21 protein-coding genes are annotated in these 17,966 nt (G+C 67.5%); 12 read left to right on the forward strand and 9 right to left on the reverse strand.

Features of this window, described 5'->3' with window-relative positions:
* Positions 1–27 precede the first annotated feature (27 nt).
* Complete coding sequence (locus V9L21_RS18540) at positions 28–387, forward strand: hypothetical protein (RefSeq protein ID WP_337314365.1); 360 nt, start codon at positions 28–30, stop codon at positions 385–387.
* A 19-nt stretch (positions 388–406) separates the two neighbouring features.
* On the opposite strand, the gene V9L21_RS18545 is transcribed toward V9L21_RS18540, so the two are convergent.
* The 4 genes from V9L21_RS18545 to V9L21_RS18560 are packed head-to-tail and all read right to left on the reverse strand — an operon-like array spanning position 407 to position 4,795.
* Complete coding sequence (locus V9L21_RS18545; protein WP_337314367.1) at positions 407–2,656, reverse strand: xanthine dehydrogenase family protein molybdopterin-binding subunit; 2,250 nt, start codon at positions 2,654–2,656, stop codon at positions 407–409.
* 2 nt (positions 2,657–2,658) lie between these two features.
* Positions 2,659–3,654: an FAD binding domain-containing protein gene (locus V9L21_RS18550; protein WP_337314369.1), complete on the reverse strand. Its 996-nt coding sequence runs from the start codon at positions 3,652–3,654 to the stop codon at positions 2,659–2,661.
* Positions 3,647–4,315: a (2Fe-2S)-binding protein gene (locus tag V9L21_RS18555; RefSeq protein ID WP_337314371.1), complete on the reverse strand. Its 669-nt coding sequence runs from the start codon at positions 4,313–4,315 to the stop codon at positions 3,647–3,649. Before V9L21_RS18555 ends, V9L21_RS18550 begins: the two co-directional genes overlap by 8 nt.
* A gap of 24 nt (positions 4,316–4,339) precedes the next feature.
* A complete protein-coding gene (locus V9L21_RS18560; protein ID WP_337314373.1) occupies positions 4,340–4,795 on the reverse strand; it encodes a DoxX family protein in 456 nt (151 codons plus the stop codon).
* A 118-nt stretch (positions 4,796–4,913) separates the two neighbouring features.
* On the opposite strand from V9L21_RS18560, the gene V9L21_RS18565 reads away from it, so the two are divergent.
* The 4 genes from V9L21_RS18565 (at position 4,914) to V9L21_RS18580 (ending at position 8,435) form a co-directional block, all read left to right on the forward strand.
* Positions 4,914–5,822: a LysR family transcriptional regulator gene (locus V9L21_RS18565; protein ID WP_337314375.1), complete on the forward strand. Its 909-nt coding sequence runs from the start codon at positions 4,914–4,916 to the stop codon at positions 5,820–5,822.
* A gap of 97 nt (positions 5,823–5,919) precedes the next feature.
* Positions 5,920–6,540, forward strand: coding sequence for a PAQR family membrane homeostasis protein TrhA (gene trhA / locus V9L21_RS18570; RefSeq protein ID WP_337314377.1), 621 nt, complete (start codon positions 5,920–5,922; stop codon positions 6,538–6,540).
* A 66-nt stretch (positions 6,541–6,606) separates the two neighbouring features.
* The gene (locus V9L21_RS18575) at positions 6,607–7,047 is read left to right on the forward strand and encodes a helix-turn-helix domain-containing protein (protein WP_337314447.1); all 441 of its coding nucleotides are present in this window, start codon (positions 6,607–6,609) and stop codon (positions 7,045–7,047) included.
* A gap of 86 nt (positions 7,048–7,133) precedes the next feature.
* Positions 7,134–8,435 (forward strand): UDP-N-acetylglucosamine 1-carboxyvinyltransferase, encoded by a 1,302-nt coding sequence (locus V9L21_RS18580; protein ID WP_337314379.1) that lies wholly within the window; start codon positions 7,134–7,136, stop codon positions 8,433–8,435.
* Between the two features lie 21 nt (positions 8,436–8,456).
* Here the strand turns inward: V9L21_RS18580 and bla are convergent, their stop codons facing one another.
* Complete coding sequence (gene bla, locus V9L21_RS18585) at positions 8,457–9,347, reverse strand: class A beta-lactamase (protein WP_337314381.1); 891 nt, start codon at positions 9,345–9,347, stop codon at positions 8,457–8,459.
* 169 nt (positions 9,348–9,516) lie between these two features.
* Here bla and V9L21_RS18590 point away from each other — a divergent pair, with 169 nt between their 5' ends.
* The 7 genes from V9L21_RS18590 to V9L21_RS18620 all read left to right on the forward strand — a co-directional run bounded on the left by V9L21_RS18590 (position 9,517) and on the right by V9L21_RS18620 (position 13,736).
* A complete protein-coding gene (locus V9L21_RS18590) occupies positions 9,517–9,858 on the forward strand; it encodes an ArsR/SmtB family transcription factor (protein ID WP_126746849.1) in 342 nt (113 codons plus the stop codon).
* Positions 9,859–9,892: 34 nt separating this feature from the next.
* Positions 9,893–10,429, forward strand: a complete 537-nt coding sequence (locus tag V9L21_RS18595) for an SRPBCC family protein (RefSeq protein ID WP_337314383.1) — start codon at positions 9,893–9,895, stop codon at positions 10,427–10,429.
* 81 nt (positions 10,430–10,510) lie between these two features.
* On the forward strand, positions 10,511–11,149 hold the full coding sequence (locus V9L21_RS18600) for a CDP-alcohol phosphatidyltransferase family protein (RefSeq protein ID WP_337314386.1): 639 nt from the start codon (positions 10,511–10,513) through the stop codon (positions 11,147–11,149).
* Between the two features lie 29 nt (positions 11,150–11,178).
* Positions 11,179–11,757 (forward strand): glutathione S-transferase family protein, encoded by a 579-nt coding sequence (locus tag V9L21_RS18605; protein ID WP_337314388.1) that lies wholly within the window; start codon positions 11,179–11,181, stop codon positions 11,755–11,757.
* 16 nt (positions 11,758–11,773) lie between these two features.
* Positions 11,774–12,415 (forward strand): histidine phosphatase family protein, encoded by a 642-nt coding sequence (locus V9L21_RS18610; RefSeq protein WP_258507418.1) that lies wholly within the window; start codon positions 11,774–11,776, stop codon positions 12,413–12,415.
* A 44-nt stretch (positions 12,416–12,459) separates the two neighbouring features.
* Positions 12,460–13,422: a DnaJ C-terminal domain-containing protein gene (locus tag V9L21_RS18615; protein ID WP_337314391.1), complete on the forward strand. Its 963-nt coding sequence runs from the start codon at positions 12,460–12,462 to the stop codon at positions 13,420–13,422.
* 2 nt (positions 13,423–13,424) lie between these two features.
* Positions 13,425–13,736, forward strand: a complete 312-nt coding sequence (locus V9L21_RS18620; protein WP_258507422.1) for a chaperone modulator CbpM — start codon at positions 13,425–13,427, stop codon at positions 13,734–13,736.
* Positions 13,737–13,766: 30 nt separating this feature from the next.
* On the opposite strand, the gene V9L21_RS18625 is transcribed toward V9L21_RS18620, so the two are convergent.
* The 4 genes from V9L21_RS18625 to V9L21_RS18640 are packed head-to-tail and all read right to left on the reverse strand — an operon-like array spanning position 13,767 to position 17,864.
* Entirely contained in the window at positions 13,767–14,411 is a 645-nt protein-coding gene (locus V9L21_RS18625) for a DUF2894 domain-containing protein (protein WP_443305173.1), read from the reverse strand.
* A gap of 23 nt (positions 14,412–14,434) precedes the next feature.
* Positions 14,435–15,088, reverse strand: coding sequence for an OmpA family protein (locus V9L21_RS18630; protein WP_337314395.1), 654 nt, complete (start codon positions 15,086–15,088; stop codon positions 14,435–14,437).
* Positions 15,088–17,181 carry a DUF802 domain-containing protein gene (locus tag V9L21_RS18635; RefSeq protein WP_337314397.1) on the reverse strand — a complete coding sequence of 698 codons (2,094 nt, stop codon included), beginning with the start codon at positions 17,179–17,181 and terminating at the stop codon, positions 15,088–15,090. The genes V9L21_RS18630 and V9L21_RS18635 overlap by 1 nt, the downstream gene beginning before the upstream one ends.
* Positions 17,178–17,864, reverse strand: a complete 687-nt coding sequence (locus tag V9L21_RS18640) for a DUF3348 domain-containing protein (RefSeq protein WP_337314399.1) — start codon at positions 17,862–17,864, stop codon at positions 17,178–17,180. The genes V9L21_RS18635 and V9L21_RS18640 overlap by 4 nt, the downstream gene beginning before the upstream one ends.
* Positions 17,865–17,966: the final 102 nt, after the last annotated feature.

Consider the following 17,966-nt stretch of genomic DNA (forward strand, 5'->3'; position numbering starts at 1 on the left):
TGTCGCCCTCAAGAAAAAGGAGCACCCATGTCCGTCGAATGCAAACTGCTCGCCACCCCTTTGATCGGACGCGTGTGGCAAGGCCGCACGCCGATTGCGCGGGCCGACGAATACCTGCGCTACAGCTTCGAGCACGGCATCCAGGAGATCGCCAAGAAACCCGAATGCCTGGGCGTGCAGTACTTTCGCAAATTGAACGGCGACATCGCCGAATTCCGGACCGTGTCTTACTGGCAATCGATCGAACACATGCACGCCATGCACGCGCAGCGCGGCGATCCGCTGCGCGTGGCTCCGCTGGCACGCGACCCCGAGTTCCTGCTGGAGCTGCCGGAGTTCGTGGACATCGTCGAGGTACATGTCAATTCATTCGGGACAGGCAAGTAGCGCCAAAAGGCCCAGCTTTTCAGCTCTCCAGCAGGTCTTCCAGCCGCAGCGGTAGCCGGCGCAAGCGCTTGCCGGTGGCGTGGAACACCGCATTCACGATGGCGGGTGCCACGCCCACCATGGCCACTTCGCCCAGGCCCTTCACGCCCATGGCATTGAGCCGCGTGTCGGGCTTGCCGACAAAGTCGACGTCGATGCGGCCGATGTCCGCCGCAACGGGCAGCACGTATTCCGCAAGATCGGCGTTGAGAAATCCGCCGTAGCGCGGATCGACCTCGCTCGCCTCGCGCAATGCGGCGCCTATGCCCCAGACCACGCCACCCTCGACCTGGCTGCGCGCGGTGCGCAGGCTGGCCACGGTGCCGCAATCGGCCACGCTGAGCACGCGCGGTACGCGAATGCGGCGCGTGGTGGGTTCGATCCGCACCTCGACAAAGTGCGCAATGAAACTGAAGGCGACGAAATCCGGATACACCGGCCCCGCCGCCGCGGGCAGGCCGCCGGTGAGCCGGCCGAAGACCTGCTCGGGCTGGCCCGGCGCACGCATCCGGCTTTCGGCCTCGGCAAAGGGGCGGCCGGAGGCGCGCAGCAGCGCTACTGCCGTGGCGCCATTGACACCTGCTTGCGCTCCTGCTTGCGCTCCGGCGTTCTGCCGCAGGTCTTCCATGAGCCGCTGGGCGGCTTCCTGCACAGGCGGCAACGCCGTGGCCGTGCCCCAGGAGCCGGCGGTCAGGTGCTGGGGCGCGGCGGTGGTGTCACCCAGCACAATTTCCACCGCCGCCACCGGCGCGCCGAGCGTGCGCGCCACCGTCAGCGCAATGGCGGTGCGAATGCCCTGTCCCATCTCGTGGCCGCCCACGGCCACCCTCACCGTGCCGTTGGCGCTCAGCCGCACCTTGGCAACAGCCGGTGCGATGGCCGCCTTGTAGGCACCGGCCGCTACGCCCCATCCGATGAGGCTGCCGTCGGCCGCGCGCATCGAGCGCGGTGTCATCGTGCGGCGCGCCCAGCCGAAGGCGGTGCTTCCCTTGATTAGGCATTCGGCCAGGTGGCGCGAAGAAAAGGGCTTGCCGCTGATCGGGTCTGCAGCCGCATCGTTCGCGAGGCGGAACGCGACAGGATCGCGGCCGAGCGCATAGGCCATCTCGTCGACCGCGCTTTCGAATGCAAAGGCGGCCGGATGCTCGAACGGCGCGCGCATGTAGCCGGGCGTCTGCACATCGGTGCGCACGAGCCGCTCGCGGCCCAGGAAGTTGCCGATGCCGTAGAGCCGCGAGGTGATCTCGGTGCCGCTCGACGGAAACAGGTCGTGCCGCGAGGTCTGCTGGTCGATCTCGTGGATGGCCGCCGTCAGCTTGCCGTTGCGGTCCGCGCCCAAGCGCACATGATGGCGGCTCGCCGGCCTGAAGCTCGCGTTGTGGAACAGCTGGCTGCGCGAGAGAACGAGCTTCACCGGCTGCCCCAGCGCACGCGCCACCATCGCGACCAGCGCGGTGTGCGATTGCAGCGAGTTCTTCTGGCCGAAGCCGCCGCCCACGGTGGGCGACAGCACGCGCACCTTGGCGGGCTCGATGCCGAGCTGCTTGGCGAGGCCGTGGCGCACGCCTTCGGCATTCTGGGTGGGCTCGCGAACGGTCAGCACGCCGTCGGCGCTCCACTCGGCCACGGTCGCGATGATCTCCATCGGGTTCTGGTGCTGGGTCGGCAATTCGTAAGACGCGTCCACCGTGAATGCAGCGCCCTGGAGCGCAGCCTCCGCATCGCCTGCGCGCCGGTCCGCGAACATCGGCTGCGGCAGCAATGCCGATTGCGCCTGCGGCTGGGCATCGGGCGCATCAATGCCGGCTACGAAGGGCACGGCTGAATAGGTCACGACCACAAGAGCAGCAGCCTCGCGCGCAGCCTCCAGCGTGTCGGCAACCACCATCGCTACGGTCTGGCCGCGGTAGGCGATTTGCGGCGAGCGCAGCGGATAGAAGCTCTGGAAACCGAAGCCACCGCCCATCAGGAAGCCCCCTGTGTCGAAAGTGCCGACGTTCTCGTGCGTGAACACCTGCCGAACACCGCGCACGCGCTGCGCCGCGGCAGTGTCGATGCCGGTAATGGTGCCGCGTGCAATGCGCGAAGGCACCAGCGCAGCGTGCAGCAGCCCGGCGCGCGCATCGTCCGCCGCATAGCGCGTGGCGCCGCGCACCTTGTCGCGCGCGTCGACACGCTCGGCACCCGCGCGAGGCGTGTTCCGTGGCGCTGTCTTGAGGTGGGTTGCCATCTTCAATTCCTTTCCCTGGCCAGCATCAGCGCATCGGTCACCGTTTCGATGCCTAGCGCCACCTTGAATGCGTTGTGCTCGAGCGGCCTTGCGCCCTCGAAGGCAAGCTCGGCGGCACGCCGCGCGGCGGCCCGCGTGAACGGCTGGCCGACCAGGCTGCGCTCCGCCTGCACGGCGCGCCACGGATGCGTGGCCACGCCGCCGAGCGCAATGCGCGCGTCGGCCACCCGGTTGCCCCTGATCTCCAGTGCAACCGCTGCCGATGCAAGTGCAAAGGCATAGGACTCGCGGTCGCGGATCTTGTGGTACGTGGAGCCGCGGCCGATGGGCCCGCGCGGTATGCGAATGCGCACGATCAGTTCGTCGACCGCGAGCACCGTTTCCAGGTGCGGCGTGGTCCCCGGCGCGCGATGCAATTCGCGCACCGGCACCGTGCGTTCGCCGCGCGGGCTCACAGTGTCGACCAGCGCATCGAAGGCCACCAGCGCAACCGCCCAGTCGCCCGGATACACGGCCACGCAGGCTTCGCTGCCGCCAAGCACCGCATGGCCGCGGTTCTGGCCGCCCAGTGCCGCGCAGCCGCTGCCGGGCACGCGCTTGTTGCAAGCGAATTCGGGCCCGCCGCGAAAGTAGGCGCAGCGCGTGCGCTGCAGCAGGTTGCCGCCCACCGTCGCCATGTTGCGCAGTTGCTGCGAGGCGGCCTTCCAGAGCGATTCCGACAAGGCCGGGAATTCGCGCTGCACCGTGGCGTTCTCGGCCACGTCGCTCATGACCGCGAGCGCGCCGATGCGCAGTTCGCCGCGGCTCGACGTATCGACTTCGCGCAGCCCTTCGATGCGGGTGATGTCGACCACGGTGGCCGGCGCTTCCACGCCGAGCTTCATCAGGTCGAACAGCGTGGTGCCGCCTGCGAAGTAGCGTGCGCCGGGCTGGTGCCGGGCCAGCAGTTGCACGGCTTCGCCGGTGCTGCGCGGGCGGAGGTAGGCAAAGTCATGCATGGCGGCGGCCCTCCATGCGGCCTTCGATGCGAAGCACTTGCGGCGCCGCCTCGCGGATTGCTTCGACGATGCCGGTGTAGGCACCGCACCGGCAGATGTTGCCGCTCATGTATTCGCGGATCTGCGCCTCGCTGGTGGCGTGGCCCTCGCGCACGCAGGCAATGGCCGCCATGATCTGGCCGGGGGTGCAGTAGCCGCATTGCAGCGCATCGTGGTCGAGAAAGGCCTGCTGCATCGGGTGCAGCGTGCCGTCGGTCGGCTCGATGCCCTCGATGGTGGTCACGGCGCAGCCGTCGGTCTTCACGGCCAGCGTCAGGCACGAGGCGACGCGGCGGCCGTCCACGTGCACTGTGCAGGCGCCGCACTGGCCGTGGTCGCAGCCCTTCTTGGCGCCCGTAAGGCCAAGTTGCTCGCGCAGCACGTCGAGCAATGACGCGCGCGGCTCCAGCTTCAGTTGATGGGGCGTGCCGTTGATGGTGACGCGGGTCTCCTGGGAGCCGGCGCCGGAGGGCGGTGCCGCGCTGCCGGTTTCCGCAGCCGTGCCAGTGGCGGCCGAAGCGGCGGCACCCGCGCTGGCCGCGGTGGTCATCATGAATGTTCGGCGGTTGAGGGTATTGAGGGCTGGCACCGGGCCTGCCGCGTTCTGCTGGAGTTGGTTCATGGGGCTTCTCTTTTTTGTCGGTCTTCAGAATTCGCGCCCGAGGCGCGCATCGATCGAGACCGGCCCGCCGCCGCGCGCAGCGATGCAAAGCGCGGCGAAGACCAGCATCAGCGGGTATTCGTAGCCACGGTCGATCCAGGGGAAGGTTGGCGCCAGCAGGTAGCAGATGACCAGCATCTGCACCACTACCATCGGCGCGACGATGCGCGTCAGGAAGCCCAGCGCCAGCATCAGCCCGCCCACGCCTTCAAGCAGCGCGATGAACCACCCGATCAGCGGTGCGCCGGGCAGGTGCAGCACGTTGGCAATGAGGTTGACCGAGCCGGCCATCGGGTCGGCCATGCTGCCGTGGCTGCGGCCAAGCAGCTTGGGAATGCCGTGGGTCATGAGCATCAGCCCGAACGCGATGCGCAGCAGCGCATAGCTCAACGGCTCCAGCCGGTCGTAAACACCGCGCAGCCGGGGAAAGATCAGTTGCATGAGGTCGCTCCTTTGAATGTCGAAGGGGTGAGCGGAAAGTCTCTCTGTTCTGCCGGGGCGAATAAATACGCAAATCTCGCCAATACAATTCAAGGAGACTCAACAATCGAAGAGACCCATGGACCGCTTCGACGCCATGCAACTGTTCACCCGCATCGTCGATCTGGGCAGCTTTACCCAGGCCGCGGCAGCGCTCGACATTCCGCGTGCCACGGCCACACATGCCATCAAGGAGCTGGAAGCCAGGCTGCACGTGCGCCTCTTGGAGCGCACCACGCGGCAGGTGCGCACCACAGTCGACGGCCAGGCCTTCTACGAGCGTTGCCGCCATCTGCTGCGCGAACTGGAAGACGCGGAGTCTTCGCTGTCGGAGCTGGCGGTCAACCCGCGCGGGCGCCTGCGCATCGACATCCACGGTGCGCCGGCCCAAGCCATCGTGCTGCCGCGCATTCGGGAGTTTCACGAGCGCTATCCGCACATCGAGCTTGTCATGGGCAGCGGCGACCGGCTGGTGGACCTGCTGCGCGAGGGCGTCGACTGCGTGGTGCGCGCGGGCGAACCCAAGGATTCATCGCTTGTTACCCGCCGCCTGGCGCTGCTGCCGCAAGTGACCTGCGCAAGCCCGGGCTACCTGGCCGAATACGGCACGCCCACGCAGCCAGCCGAGCTTGCGAGGCACCTGGGCGTCAATTTCTTCTCGGCTTCGAGGCCCGAGGTGTTTCCGTACGAGTTCATGGTGGACGGCAAGCTCGAAACGTACATGCTCAAGGACTGGATCAGCGTGAACAACGCCGACCTCTACAAGATCTGCGCCGAACAGGGCTGCGGAATCATCCAGGTGCCGCGCTTCAGCGTGGAGCGCCAGTTGCACGAGGGCTCGCTGGTCGAGATATTGGCGCACACGCCCTGCCCGCCCATGGTCTATTCGGTGCTGTACCCGCACCACCGGCAGCTGTCGCCGCGGGTGCGGGTGTTCATCGACTGGATTGCGCAGCTCTATGCGGAGCGCTTCGGCACGGCCGCGTGAACACGCATCGGAGTCACCGTGCGGTCATAGGGGCGACCTAGCATCCCGCTGGCCTCTGCCTCCCCCTTTTCCGACCAGGACTGCTGCACTCCACGCGATGTACCCCGGCGAACGTCTCAATGGGTACAGCCATCTGCTGGGCCTGGTGCTTGCCCTTGTGGCCACCGTTCTCTTTCTTGCCAAGACCTTGCCCACGGGTGATGCCGCGCGCATTGGCGGTGCGCTGGCGTTCTCGCTTTCGGCCGTGCTGCTGTATGCCGCATCCACGCTGTTCCACAGCACGCGCGGGCCGCTGAAGCGCTTTTGGGAGCGGGCCGACCACTGCGCCATCTACCTGCTGATTGCGGGCACCTACACGCCCTTTGCACTCGTCACGCTGCAGGGCATCTGGGGCTGGCTGCTGCTTGCCGCGGTGTGGAGCGCCGCGTTCTTCGGCATCGGGCGCGAACTGCTGCAGCCGGACAGCGCGGTTTCCAAGCCCCCGCTGGCGCTCTACATCGGCATGGGCTGGCTCGGCGTGCTGGCTGCCGCGCCCCTGGCGGCGCGGCTCGACGGCGGCGGCCTGGCCTGGCTGCTGGCGGGCGGCGTGCTCTACACGGTGGGCACGGTGTTCTACCGAAACCGGCGCGGCTTCCGGCATGCGCACGGCACCTGGCACCTGTTCGTGCTGGCGGGCACGGTGAGCCATTTCATCTCGGTGGGCCGGTACGTTCTCTGACCAAGAAAATAAGCATTTTTCATTACCTTCCGGTCCAGCTTGGCGCAAGGTGTGCAAAATGCGCCCATGCCAAATATTGCCTCCATCCTCAAAACCGAGATTTCCCGTGTCGCCCGCAAGGAAGTTCGCACAGAGATCGAAACGCTGAAAAAAGCTTCCACGCACCATCGCGCCTCGATCGCCGCTCTGCGCCGACAGGTCGAGAAGCTGGAGAAGGAACTGCGGCGCGCGCTGAAGATGTCTTCGAGTGCCCCCACCGCGGGTGATTCGGACGATGGCGCCGAATCTGGCCCGTCGCGCCGGTTCAGCGCCACCCGGCTGGCCGCGCACCGCGAAAAGCTCGGCCTCTCGGCGGCGGCTTATGGAAAGCTGGTGGGCGTTACCGGCCAGACCATCTACAAGTGGGAACAAGGCAAGGCGCGGCCGCGCAAGGCACAACTGGAGGGCCTGGCATCGGTGCGGGGCCTGGGCCGGCGCGAAGTGGCGGAACAGCTGAACGCGGAATAGTTCACTTTCGCGCGCTACAGCGCAAGCCGCCCGGCGGGTACAGTTCCGGCACTCATTTTTCCGGTTCGTTTCCGCCCCGTATTCCCATGTCCAATCTCATCGTGCACGGCGGTACGCCGCTTCGCGGCCGCATCACTCCCTCCGCCAACAAGAACGCCGTGCTGCCGGTGCTGTGCGCCACCCTGCTTACGCGTGAGCCGCTGCGGCTGCACGGCGTGCCCGACATCACCGACGTGCGCAAGATCCTCGACATCTTCCGCAGCCTGGGCAGCGAAGCGCGCATGGACCACGCCACCGGCACGCTGGAGCTGCACCACCGCGACACGGCGTTCGATGCCTCACGCGACCGGCTGCCCGAGGAAATGCGCTCGTCGATCATGCTGGTGCCTCCGCTCCTGGCGCGCTTCGGCATTGCGCGTCTTGAAGACAACGTCAAAGGCTGCACGCTGGGCGTGCGCGAGATCGATCCGCACGTGGATGTGTTCCGCCGCTTCGGCGGCAAGGTGGAGCGCGCCAGCGGCTCGCTGCTCGTGCGGTGCGAGGGGCCTCTGGCGCCCACCGAGCACTGGCTCGACTACGCCTCGGTCACCACCACCGAAAACTTCGTGCTGTGCGCGGCGGCGGCCAGGGGCACGTCGACGCTCACCAACGCAGCGTCAGAGCCGCATGTGCAGGAGTTCTGCCGCTTCATGACAATGCTGGGCGTGCGCATCGAGGGCATCGGCACCTCGCGGCTCACGGTGCACGGCGGCAATGACCTCGGCGGCGGAGAGTTCCGTTTCGACGAAGACTTTCATGAGATCACCACCTTCCTGGCGCTGGGCGCCATCACCGGAGGCGACGTGGTCGTGCGCAACAGCGCACCCGAAAACTTTCCGCTGATCGATCGCACCTTCGCCAAGTTCGGCGTCACGGTCACGCACCAGGACGGCTGGTCGCGCGCCACCTGCACCGGCCCGTTGAAGGTGCAAACGCCCTTCACGAGCAACGTGCTCACCAAGGTGGAGGCCGCGCCGTGGCCCTACTTTCCGGTCGACCTGCTGCCCATCTTCATTGCGCTGGGCGTGCGTGCCCAGGGCAATGCGATGTTCTGGAACAAGGTGTACGACGGTGCCCTGGGCTGGACCAGCGAGCTCTCCAAGTTCGGCGCGCATGTGTTCTCGTCGGACCCGCACCGGCTCATCAGCTTTGGCGGCAGCCCGCTGACGCCGGCCGTGGTCGAGAGCCCCTACATCATCCGCGTGGCCATTGCGCTCTTCATGGTGGCGGCCAGCATCGAAGGCCGCTCCGAAATCCGCAACGCCGCGCCCATTCGCCGCGCCCACCCGCGCTTCGTCGAGAACCTGCGCAGCCTGGGCGTGCAGGTCGAGTGGACGAGCGAAGAATAAGTACGTGAACAAGCGCCGGGCTCAGCCCCGCAGCGCGTTCACCACGATGCGCGCCGCCGATGCGATGACGTCGTTGCGCGCCGGCGCATCCTCCTTGGGAAAGGTGAGGTACACCGCCAGCACCACCGGCGCACCCGAGGGCGGCCACAGCACGCCGGTGTCGTTGTTGCTGCCGTAGGAGCCGAGGCCGGTCTTGTCGCCCACCTTCCAGTCGGCCGGCACGCCGGCGCGGATGCGGGTCGCGCCGGTGGTGTTGCCCAGCAGCCAGGTTTCGAGCTGGCTGCGTTGCGCAGCGCCGAGCGCGTCGCCCAGCACCAGCCGCTGCAGGCTTGCGGCCATCGCCTCCGGCGTGGTCGTGTCGCGCAGGTCGCCCGGAATGGCACTGTTGAGTTCGGTCTCCCAGCGGTCGAGCCTGAAGGTCTGGTCGCCGATGGAGCGCGCGAACGCGGTCACCGCGGCAGGCCCGCCAAGAATCTTCATCAGCAGGTTGGCGGCGGCGTTGTCGCTGTACTGCATGGTGGCCGCGCACAGGGCTGCAACCGTCATGCCCTCTGCCAGGTGCCTGCCAGTGATGGGCGAATTGGGCAACAAGTCGCTCTTGCCGTAGCGCACGTGGCGCTCCAGCAGGCTGCCGTCACGCGCGCTGCGCGCGAGGATGGCTGCGGCCAGCATGGTCTTGAAGGTGCTGCACAGCGCAAAGCGTTCGGTTGCGCGGTGCTGCACGCGCGCGCCGCTGCCGGTGTCCAGCGCGGCCACGCCGAGCCGCCCGCCCACGGAGCTTTCGAGCGCCGCGAGCTGCGCCTCGGCCGATGTGGCCTGCTGCACTTTCGCAGACCAGGCGGTGCAGGCGCTGGCCAGCGGCAGCGCGGATGCGGCAAGCAGGAAGATGCGGCGATTGGCGGAGAGTTTCATTTGTCTGTTTTTTCAGCGAGTGGATGGAACGAGGGGAATCGTAGGAGCGCCACCTCGCAAGCTCCAGCGGCAGGCGGCGCAACCGCGTCTCTCCTGTATCGGGTGTAACGGCACAATTCATTCAACTTTTTGGTTGAATAACTTTTGCGGGGCGATTATATTCAACCTCATGGTTGAACTAGACGACGAACGGCTCGACGCCGTGTTCCATGCCCTGGCCGACAGCACGCGGCGCACGATGCTGCAGCTGCTGGCGCAGGGCGAGTGCAGCGTGGGCGAACTCGGGGCGCCGTTTCGAATGTCCTTTGCGGGCGCCTCCAAGCACGTCAAGGCGCTCGAGCGCGCCGGCCTGGTCTCCCGCACGGTGCAGGGCCGCGCGCACGTCTGCCGGCTGGAGCCGGCGGCGCTCGCATCGGCCAACGCATGGCTGCGGTACTACGAAGGCTTCTGGAACAGCCATCTGGACGCGCTGGAGCAGGAGCTGCGGCGCGACAACGCATCCCGCAAGTGAAGTTCTTTCCCTTCCCTTCTTCAAGGAGCAAACGATGACGACAAGCAGCCTCGGAACCCTGATCGAACCCGGCACCGTGCGCATGGAGCGCACGCTGCCCGCGCCGGTAGAGCGCGTGTGGGCCTATTTCGTCGACCCCGACAAGCGCGCGAAGTGGCTGGCCGGCGGCACCATGGCCGAGAAAAGCGGCGGCGTGTTCGAACTGCGCTTCGACCACACCAGCCTTTCCGGCGAAGTGGCGCCCGATCGCTTCGCCGAGTGCCGCAGCCCCATCTCCCAGAAATCGAGGCTTGTGGCGCTCGAGCCACTGAAGCGCCTGACCATCAGCTGGGGCAGCGAAAGCGCCACCGCATCCGAGGTGAGCTTCGAGTTCACGCCCCGGGGCGATTCAACGCACCTCGTGCTCACCCATCGCCGCCTGCCCGACCGCAAGGAAACACTCAGCGTTTCGAGCGGCTGGCACGCGCATCTGGACGTGCTCGACGACGTGCTGCACAAGCGCACGCCCCGGGGGTTCTGGAGCAACCACGCGGCGCTCGAAAAAGCCTACGAGGCCCGTCTTCCGGCCTGAACCGGAGTCGGATGGCGACTACAGGCAAGCGGCCCCGCTTGCGTTAAGGTGCGGTGCATTCGCAGACTCCGAAGCACCCCCATGACCACCCCCTCCTCCGCACCGGCCCGCAAGCATTTCTCGATGATCCGCGGCTTTCACCTGGCCGATGCGTTCACGCTCGGCAATGCCGCGTGCGGCGTGGGCGCGGTGTTCCTCGCCATGGCCTTCATGGCGAGCCAGTCGCTTGCGCAGTTCCTGTGGGCCGCTGCGCTCGCGCCCGCCGCCTTCGTGTTCGACGTGTTCGACGGCCGCATTGCGCGCTGGCGGCAAACCCACTCCGCCCTGGGGCGCGAGCTCGACTCGCTGGCCGACGTGATCTCGTTCGGCGTGGCGCCCGCCGCGCTCGCCTTCGCGGCGGGCCTGGACGGCGGCTGGGACTGCGTGCTGCTGATCTACTTCGTCGGCTGCGGCGTGAGCCGGCTCGCACGCTACAACGTCACGGCCGAAGCGCTTTCCGCGGGCGCCGACAAGGTCAAGTACTTCGAAGGCACGCCCATTCCCACCAGCGTGGTGCTCGTCGGCGTGCTGGCCTTGGCTGCCTGGCAAGGCCGCATCGGGGATGCGGTGTGGGGCGGCGCATGGGTGCTCGGCCCGTGGCAATTGCATCCGCTCACGCTGCTCTTCGCGCTGTCGGGCACGCTGATGATCAGCAAGACGCTGCGCATTCCCAAGTTCTGACCCTCCATCCGCTGAAAGGAGACCCTTCAATGCTGAAGCTGTATTTCGATCCGCAAAGCCGCTCCCAGGTGGCGAAGTGGATGCTCGACGAAGCCGGCGTGGAATACGAGATCGTGCCGACCCTCATCCGCGAAAAGGCCCACAAGAAACCCGAATACCTGAAGATCAACCCCGCGGGCAAGCTGCCGGCGCTGGTGGACGGCCGCACGCGCGTGTTCGAGAACGCGGCCATCTGCATGTACGTGGCCGACAAGTTTCCGCAGGCACGGCTGGCGCCGCCCCTGGATTCGCCCGACCGCGGCCGCTACCTGTCGCTCATGGTCTATTCGACGGCGCAGCTGGAACCCTCGATGGGCGACAGCATGCTGGGGGTGCGCAGCAACAACAGCGCGCGCGGCTGGACCAACTTCGAGCAGGCCAAGGACGCGGTGGAGCGCGAGCTGGGCGAAGGCCCGTATCTCTTCGGTGCGCGGTTCACCGCGGCAGACGTGATGATCGGCTCGATGTTCATCTGGCACCGTGCTTTCGGCGGGCGCTCCAACCGGCCGAAGATCGATGCCTACATCAACCGGCTCCAGGCCCGGCCCAAGGGCATGAAGTTCGGCTGAGGTTGATTCACACCGCATGGCACAAGCACAATTCCCCCATGGCGCGACCGCCGGCCTCGACCAGCTGGTGAGCATTGCCGCCGCGCAGCCGCTGGCGCCGGCCTGCGATCACTTCTACTTTCTGCGCCACGGCCAGACCGGCCGCAATGCGCAGCGCATTTTCCAGGCCGTGGACGAGCCGCTGAGCGAGCTCGGGCTCCAGCAGGCGGCCCGCGCCGCCCAGCTGCTGGCCGGTGAGCCGATCCGCACCATCGTCTGCAGCGACGCGCGGCGCGCCCATGACACGGCGCATACCGTTGCCGCCGTGCTCCGCATCGAGCCCACGCCGCAGGCCGCACTGCGCGAGCGCAACTTCGGCGCACTCATCGGCACCTCGTCGGTCAACATCGACTGGGCCTGCGAGCCCGACGGCGGCGAAACCCTTGCGCAGTTCGTGGCGCGCAAAAGGCAGGCGCTCGACGAAGCGCTGGCGCAGCCCGCGCCGGTCCTGGTGGTGGCCCACGGCGGCACGCTCTACGCGCTGGCCGCGCTGATCGGCGTGCCCATCGACCTGGGCCTGCTCGGCAATGCGCAGCCATTGCGTTTTTCGCGCAGCGGCCCTACATGGGCTGTAACGCCGCTGCTGCGGCATGCCGACGGGGATTCCGCCCTGGCGTAGACGGCCGGGCGCACACTGTTCGGCGTTCACACCAACCGACAGCCATGGAATTCAAGGACTACTACAGCGCCCTGGGCATCGACCGCACCGCGTCGGAAGACGAGGTGCGCAAGGCCTATCGCAAGCTCGCGCGCAAGTACCACCCGGACGTCAGCAAGGAAGCCGACGCCGAGAAGCGCATGCGCGACATCAACGAAGCCAACGACGTGCTGCGCGACAAGGAAAAGCGCGCCGCCTACGACGCATTGGCCGACCGCGTGGCCCGCGGCGGGCACCCCGAGGGCGACTTTCAGCCGCCGCCGGGTTGGGACACGGGCTTCGAATTTCACCGCGGCCCGGGGCAAGGGCCGGCCGACCACGCGGAGTTCAGCGACTTCTTCTCATCGCTCTTCGGCGAAGCCGAGCGGCGCGGCGCCGCAAGGCGCAACTACCGCGCGCGCGGCGAAGACCATCATGCGGCCATCGAGATCTCCCTTGAAGACGCGCTCAACGGCGCCGAGCGCGAGATCACGCTGCGCGCGCAGGAAATCGACGCGCAGGGCCGCCCCGCGCTCAAGACGCGCACGCTCAGCGTCAAGATCCCGCCCGGCATGCATCCGGGGCAGTTCATCCGGCTTGCCGGACGGGGCATGCCCGGCCATGGTGGCGAGCTGGCCGGAGACCTGTACCTGGAAGTGCGCATTGCGCCGCACAGGCTCTACCGCGTCGAAGAGCGCGACCTCTACATGACGCTGCCCGTCACCCCGGCCGAAGCCGCGCTTGGTGCGCAGGTGAAGGTGCCGGTGCCCACCGGCGGTGCGGTCGAAGTGACCGTGCCGCGCAACGCGCGCAGCGGCCTCAAGCTCAGGCTCAAAGGCCGCGGCCTGGGCGGCAAGCAGCCCGGCGACCTGTACCTGCTGCTCGACATTGCCCTGCCCCCGGCCGACAGCGAGGCCGCCCGCAAGGCCTACGAGCAACTGGCGCAGGCATCGGCTTCGTTCAACCCACGCCATCATCTGGGAGTGTGAGCATGGCGACCGTTTCCGTCACAACAGCCATCAGCGCGTCGCAGCCGCTCGCCGCGAGCGAGCTGGCCCATGCCTGCGGCGCCGACACCGAATGGGTGGTGCAACTCGTCGAGGTCGGCATCGTGCAAATTTCTACCGCCGAGGCGCCGCCCGAGCGCTGGCAGTTTTCGAGCAGCGACCTGCAGTGCGCGCTCGAGGCGCGCCGGCTGGAGCGCGACTTTGGCGTGGGGCTGGACGCCGCCGCGCTGATTCTCGACCTGCAGCACGAGGTGCGGCGGCTCAAGGCCGTGATTCGCGCGCACGGCTTGCGCTAGCCGGCAGCGTCCTCAGCCTCAATCTCGGCGTCAGGCGGATTTGCCGCGCCCGGTCTTCTTCGAGGCCTCGGCGCGCGGCGTATTCACGGGCGCCGCGGCGCCGGCACCGTTCAATTGGTCGACCCACAACAGGGTGTCGACGTAGGTCATGAAGCGGTTGAGGTATTCCGGCGACAAATCGCGCATCAACAGCAGCGACCGGTGCACCAGGTGGTGCGAGTTGAGCGGGCCGGCGTTGTCGGGCACCTTGGCGAGCGACTGGGTCAGCCGCCGCTCGGCGCTGAGCCGCGACCAGGTGCTCTTGAAGAACTTGAGGGTCTTCAGTTCGGCGGGCGCCGGCGCAAGGCCGTGCAGCGTGTCTTCTGCCGGCGCCGCGGTGCTGCCGCCGATGTCCGGTGCATGCCGCGCAATATGGTCGACCAGCTCCGCCAGCGCGCCGCGAGCGGGTGCGCCTGCAGGCAGTCGTTTCGCGGCAGCGAGCGCCGGGGGACCGTCGGTACCCTGGGCCTTTTCAAGATTCTTGCCGTAGGCCGCAGTCAGGCTGACGAGCTTCTCATCGAGGATGCGCCTCGCCTCGCCCTGGTGGGCGACCGCTCGCCGGGCCAGCGCCTCCATGAAATGAAAGCGCACCGGGTCCGCGCGATGCCGCCCCTGCGCACGCCAGGTGCCGATCATCTCGATGGGATCAATGGGCTCGCTCACGGCCGCTTCGTGGTGGCGTTGGATTGCCTTGGCGTGGGCGCCATTTCCACACGCCGGTTTTTCGAGCGGCCTTCGGCATCGGCATTGGACGCGACCGCCTGCTCGGAGCCGAACGCAGCGGCAAACACCGACGACGAGGGAATGCCCTCTTCGATGAGCGCCCGCGTGACCGTCAATGCGCGCTGGGCCGAGAGCTCCCAGTTGTCGGCGAAGGGGCGGTTGCCGTCCTTCGACTGCCGCATCTGCCGGTCGTCGGTGAAGCCGCTCACCATCAGCACCTCGTCCCGCGCCTTGAGGTAGGCCGCCACCGGCGCGGCCAGGCTCTTCAGCAGCTGGCGGCCTTCGGGCTGAAGATCGGCGGAATTGAAAGCGAACAGCACGCTGCCGCTGATGCCGATGCGCCCGTTGTTCAGCGTGACGCGGCCCGCCGCGAGCGGCCCGGCCAGGGCTTGTTCGAGTGCTTCGCGGCGCTGCGTTTCGGCCTGCCGCTGCTGCACTTCGGCCTCGAGCTTGGCGGCAAGATCCAATTGCATGCCGAGCGCGCCCACGAGAATTAGCACAAAGGCACCGACCAGCCCCGCCATCAGGTCGCCGAACACCGCCCATACCGGAACGGTCGGCTCCAGGCCGCCGTCGGCTTCTTCACTCATCATGCTTCGCTGCCCACGGCGGCTTGCCGGCTGGCAATCTGCTGCAGGTCTTCGACGATCTGCTTCTGCGACATGATGCTCAGGTCGATGACCTCTCGCGCCTGCGCAACGTAGTAGGCCAGTTGCTCATCGCTGCGCGCAATGGACTTGCCCAGCGCGCCTTCAACGCGCTGCAGATGCGCCACCAGCTTGTCGTTCGATTCGCTGAAGAGCTGCACCGCAAAACCGAAGGCTTCGCCAAGGCTTGCCACCTCGACCGCGCTGCCGGTGATTTGCGCGGCGACGCTCTCGAGCTTTCCGGTTTCGGCCTCGACCTTTTCGGTGAAGCGGCTGCCCACGCGTTCGAGCACGTCGGCCGAGGCGCCGACCAGCGCATCGACCGCCGAGCGCTGCTCGGTGGAGGCGTGGTTCACGGCGTCGAGAAGGGTGCCGAGCGTTTCCATGATGCGGCTGCGCTCTTCCAGCATTGCGTTGTCGCGCGCCATGCTGTCCGAGAGCTTCTGCCGCAGCTCAGCCACCACTTCGGCCGCAACGCGCGGCGCTTCTGAAGCGGCTTGCAGCAGCTGGGCGATTTCTTCGACCGTGCCCTTCGCATGCGCTTGCGCCTGCGCCGACATGTCGCGCGCAGTTTCCGCCAGCGTTTCGAAGAGCTGTTGCTGCTGGCTGGCCGTGTTCGCGCCGGCCTGCTGCCACTCCTGCTGCAGCGATGCAGCCATTGACGAGAGCGCCTCGGTCCATGCCGACAGCCGCTGCTCGTCGCGCGATGCCATGTCGGTTTGCAGGCTGGCATGGGCCTGGTCGACCGTGCGCAGCAGCGATGCGGAGTGCTGCTCGAAGGTGGCCGCGGCCGCCGCGAGGGACTGTTGCGTGTCGCCCGACAGCTTCTCGCTGGCGCGCTGGTGCTCTGCGAGCGCACTGCCCCATGTGTCGGAGACGCTGCCCACGGTGCTCTCGAGCCGCGCGGACACGCTCTCCACCAGCGAGGCCGAGCGCTGCTCGAAGGTTTGAGCAAAGCGCTCCTGCGAAACGCGCAAGTCGCTGGCCAGCGCCTCATTGCTGCGCTGGTGTTCGGCCAGCGCTGCCTTCCAGGTATCTGCCACGGTGGCCGTGGTGGCCTCGAAGCGGCTCGAAAGCCCTTCGAGCTGCTGCTGCACCGTGTGCGCGACCGTGCCGTGCAACGAAGCCGTCTCGCGGGCGATGCCGGCCATGGTGGCTTCGACGACTGGCTGGATCGTTGCGCCGGCAATGCGGGCGCTTTCGGTCAGGCTTTGCTTCAGCGATTGATCCACCGATGAGGCCAGGCCGGCGTACACCGCCTCGGCCTTGCTGTGAAAGTGCTCCTGGCTGGTGATCAGGCGCTCGTTCAATGCCTGGCTCTGCCGCTCCATGGCGGCCAGCATGGCTTGCAGCTGGTCGACCAGCACAGGCATGGCCTGGGCCTGCCGCTCGAGCAGCTGGAACGACGCCTCGCGCTGATGCGCCAGCGAGTACACGCGCAAGCTGGTCGCAATCTTCGTGTCGAGCAGTTGCCCGGCCTGCAGCCGCTCGCGCCGGCACAGCGCAGAGGCCAGGCCCAGCATCGCCGACGCGGCCACGCCTGCCACCGAGGTGCCGAACGCCAGCCCCAGGCCTTTCACGGGCGCGGAGAGCGAGGCGCGGATGGCCGGCAGGTCGGTTGCGCTTTCCAGCGCCATGCCGGTGCCGTTCAGCGTCACCACCATGCCGAGAAAAGTGCCCAGCATGCCCAGCAGCACCAGCAGTCCGGCGAGGTACGGCGTGAGCGAGGGGCCGGGCAAGCCGACGCGCTCGCCCTCGATGCGCAGGCGCACCGCGTTGCGCAGCGACGGATGCAGCTGCTCCAGCCACGAACCCAGGTTGGCCGGGGCTTCGGTCAACCGCGCCGCGGCACCGGCCAGGGTGGAGGTGGCCTGCCTGAAGCGATGCAACTCCACCACCCCCATCAGGTAGAACGCACCGACGAGCACCGTGATCGAAAGCGCCAGCGGATGGTTGGACCCGACGTACCCCGCGCCCACCCAGCAGACCGCGGCCAGGCCGGCGGCAAAAACAGCGTATTGAAGAAATCTAGTCATGGCACTCTGGTTGCCTCGCGAAAGGCTTCAAGGAGCCCTTCGACGGGTTGAAATCGGAAGTCCAGTTCGGCGAGCAGCACGTTCTTCATGTCCTTGCGGAACACATGCAGCCACTCGCCGGCCTGGGCCTCGCTGGCGGGTTCGGCTGCCGTCGACAGGCCGTCCTCGCTCAAGCGGGTGAAATGTTTTTCGAGCAGGGCGGGCACGCCGGCCAGAAGGCTGTGCTCGCGCGCAGCCAGCACCTGCTCCATGACCACGTCCACGGCGGCCAGCCGGGCCATGGCCGGCGACCTGGCCGCCAGCGCGGCCCGCAGGCGCCCGCGCAAAGGGCCGATGCCGGCTTCCATGGCTTGCTGCAACGCGAGGTAGCGGCGGCGAAACGGCGCGAACTCGGTCGCTGCCGCCAAGGCGACGTCGTCGGCAATGGCCTTGGCGAGCGCGGTGCGCGCACCGGCGCACTCCCGCTCCTCGGCGTTGGCGCCGGGCCGCAACCGGGAAGAAGCAGCCGCCGGAATGCCGTCCAGCGCCGCGGACAGTGAAATGGCATCGGTCCAGCCGAACCATTGGCTCAATCGGTCCGCGGTTGCTTGCCGGGGTTCGCGCAAGTCCGTATCGGCCAGTCGCGAAAGCAAGCGAACAAGCGCCGAACCATTGAAAACTGTGCGCTGTGAAACGTGCGCCATACCCCAGAACGAAAAACCTGGCAGTCTACACCGGCCACCCTCCCTGGACGCCTGCGCGGGCCCTGCCGCACAGTGAAACTTCCAGTAACACGGCTGGTGGTA

It is taken from the genome of Variovorax sp. CCNWLW235, assembly GCF_037204085.1.
GTDB lineage: Bacteria > Pseudomonadota > Gammaproteobacteria > Burkholderiales > Burkholderiaceae_C > Variovorax.